This window comes from Lentimicrobium sp. L6 (assembly GCF_013166655.1).
In the GTDB taxonomy this organism is placed as follows: Bacteria; Bacteroidota; Bacteroidia; order Bacteroidales; family UBA12170; genus UBA12170.
On the sequence record NZ_JABKCA010000153.1, the window covers coordinates 1 to 2801 of the forward strand.

Here is a 2801-nt window from a genome sequence, read left to right on the forward strand (position 1 = left end):
TCACACTGGCACAATAACGTCGGTATGACTGGCACAATAACGCCGGTATATCCACATAGATATCTCCCACCTTGAGAAAGGAGTCTATTTTATGAGGATTAAATCAGATAAGGAGCTGATAAAAACTCAAAAGATTATTAAGCTATAAAACTAATCAACTGGACCTAGACTACTCTGCAAAACAAACAACTGCATGGTGAAACTTCTCAAAACCTTTGAATCCTTCAACATCTTAAGCCTCATCATTACACTCAAAGAAAGTGCAAAGACAAAATATGCCAAGATCGCAAAAGGAATCTAACTATTAAATAAAGTATAAACTGCTTAGATAGAATTGTATTCCATCGTTATTTTAATAGCTTGAGATATTATGCAATCAAGCTCCATGATCTTGAAGCCTTATTCTTTAGATACACCAACAGAATGCAATTCTATCAAGAAAATACAAACTTTAAACTTTGAAAGGTCGAACTTTGAACTCTAAGTACTCTAGACACTCTAAATACTTATTTCTCATTTCACGCAAAGAACTCGCAAAGACAAAATATGCCAAGATCGCAAAAGGAATCTAACTATTAAACAAAGTATAAACTGCTTAGATATAATTGTATTCCATCGTTATTATAATAACCTGAGGTTAATACGAATTTGTCAAACACAAAAAAGGCCATACTTTAAAAAGTACAGCCTGTTTTTCTATTGGAAACCAGAATTAATTATCGTGCTTGTCGCCTAATTTCTCTAAGTTTTCCATTCCTTTGATGTTCAAAGTTTTGGCCATAGAACCCATTTTGGCTAGGTTGATATCGCCAGTGATGCTGATGATGGCATTATCGTCTTTCGAACCTCCTATAACCATTAAGAGCTCTCTTACTTTTCCATCTTTTTCTTGAATCATAAATTTAATATCCATGTCTTTTTCTTTTACGGACATCAGTTCTTTGAAGTTTTTCTTGGGTAAAACATCCATCACCTCGGTATAAAGATTTACATCTCCCATGATGGTATCCATGGCAAGGATTCTGATGCTCTCGATAGAGCGGGCCATTTCTACCATTTCTTTTCCATCGTCGGTGGTATCCATTTTAGATATCATCTCGAACATGGCTTGGTTGATGGTCACAACGGTGAATCCCTCCATTCCATTATACTTATCGAATATTTTGTCGGTGGCCGATTGGGCCATCAATGTGGAAATACCTAATATTCCCATGGCTAATAATAAAACTAACTTTTTCATTTTTATGGTTTTTTACATTACTAATTTTAATTTGCTTTTCTTCATGCTCGAAATATTCTGCAGCTTTTCGAGTGATTGATCTATATGATTCACATGATTTATTTTCTCAATATTCTTTTGATAGACTTGCTCCATCTTTCCTATTTCTTGAGTTTGTGTACCTATGATAGCAGCCTTTTCGCTGAACTTGCTACTGGCTTCATATCCTTTATCCATGGATTCTAATCCTATGCTCAGATACTTTTGGGCTATCTGAATCTCTTTTGGACTCAAAGTATTATTTTGAATGCTCGTTTGGCTATAAAACCAAGAAAAGCCTAGGACTAATAAAATAACTGCCGCTGCCGACCAGCTTGTCCAACTCTTCCAATCTATTTTTCTCATTGTAGTTTCTGGAAGCAAGTCTTCCTCTTCTAGCTCTGCAATGATGTTTTTATCCTCCTCAAAAACAGTAAATAGTATTTTGTATTGGGCCAATTCCGGAGCTATGTCTTCATATAAAAAATAATGACGCAGCTGCTTTTCTTCCAAAAGATTGGTTTCTCCTTCAAAATACTTCTGTAATAGCTGTTTTATGTTTTCTGTTTTCATCATTATCCTATTTTTGTCATTTGGAAATCCATTTGTTTCATCAATTGCACTTTGATTTCTTTTCGGGCTCTACTGATGATGACTCTCAAATTATTAGTACTTAAGCCTGTTATCTCACTGATTTCGTCATAATCTAATCCATCCATCTCCCTGAGTTGAATCACCTCTCTTTGCTGAGGATTCAAATTAGAAATAATCTGTCTTACCCTTTGTAACTCGTCGTTCACCACCAATTGTTTCTCAGGGTTCTGATGGTCTGAACGAGCTAAAACCTGTTCTTCCTTATTGGTTTCAGGCTTGTGTTTTCGAATATTATCGATACAGCCATTTCTAACCATCGTTAAGGAAAAGCTTTTGATACTTTTGATATTTCCAAGAACTTTTCTTCTGTTCCAGAGCTTTAAAAAGCTATCCTGAACAATGTCTTTAGCATCCTCCTCATTTTGTAAAATGCGCAGCGCCAGTCGGTACATTTGGTCCTTATGGACGAGTACTTGTTTTTTAAATTGGTCTTTTTGCATTTTTCTAATTCTGATTTTGCCTTTGGACAATGATATGACGATTGTTTTGGAGATGCATTACAAAGATGATGAAATATTTTTTATTGAGGTTTTCAATTAATCCTAATTATGGGCGAATTGGGCCACTAAGGCTCGAAGGCTCTAAGACAAATCAATTTTGCTGATAAGGTTCCATGTAAAGAGCGCGAAGTTAAAATGACGCTAACGCAAAGTAAAAATATAGATGTTTGCTTTTTTGTTACTAATCAGTTAGAAATAGTATACTTGATTTTCCCTGATTGCCCCAACCCCAAGGGGAGTCAGGAAAAAGATTCAACAAAACTATTAGATTGAGAAGTCGATATTCTAAAGTAATTTGATTTTTAAAGCTGGAATCTGATTTTTTTGCTCCCCGTGGGGAACTACTCTTTATACACATCTTGTTTAAACAAATCAAAAGCTATTTTGAA

4 protein-coding genes are annotated in these 2801 nt (G+C 35.1%); 1 reads left to right on the plus strand and 3 read right to left on the minus strand.

Features of this window, described 5'->3' with window-relative positions:
• Positions 1-61: 61 nt before the first annotated feature.
• Positions 62-148, plus strand: a complete 87-nt coding sequence (locus HNS38_RS21300; RefSeq protein ID WP_371823827.1) for a T9SS type A sorting domain-containing protein — start codon at positions 62-64, stop codon at positions 146-148.
• Positions 149-712: 564 nt separating this feature from the next.
• Here HNS38_RS21300 and HNS38_RS19880 read toward each other — a convergent pair.
• From HNS38_RS19880 to HNS38_RS19890, 3 genes are read right to left on the minus strand one after another with little or no spacing between them, the layout of a single operon-like run.
• Positions 713-1240, minus strand: coding sequence for a DUF4252 domain-containing protein (locus HNS38_RS19880; RefSeq protein ID WP_172284773.1), 528 nt, complete (start codon positions 1238-1240; stop codon positions 713-715).
• A 12-nt stretch (positions 1241-1252) separates the two neighbouring features.
• Positions 1253-1834, minus strand: a complete 582-nt coding sequence (locus HNS38_RS19885) for a hypothetical protein (protein WP_172346984.1) — start codon at positions 1832-1834, stop codon at positions 1253-1255.
• Positions 1834-2352 (minus strand): RNA polymerase sigma factor, encoded by a 519-nt coding sequence (locus HNS38_RS19890; protein WP_172284775.1) that lies wholly within the window; start codon positions 2350-2352, stop codon positions 1834-1836. The genes HNS38_RS19885 and HNS38_RS19890 overlap by 1 nt, the downstream gene beginning before the upstream one ends.
• Positions 2353-2801 lie beyond the last annotated feature (449 nt).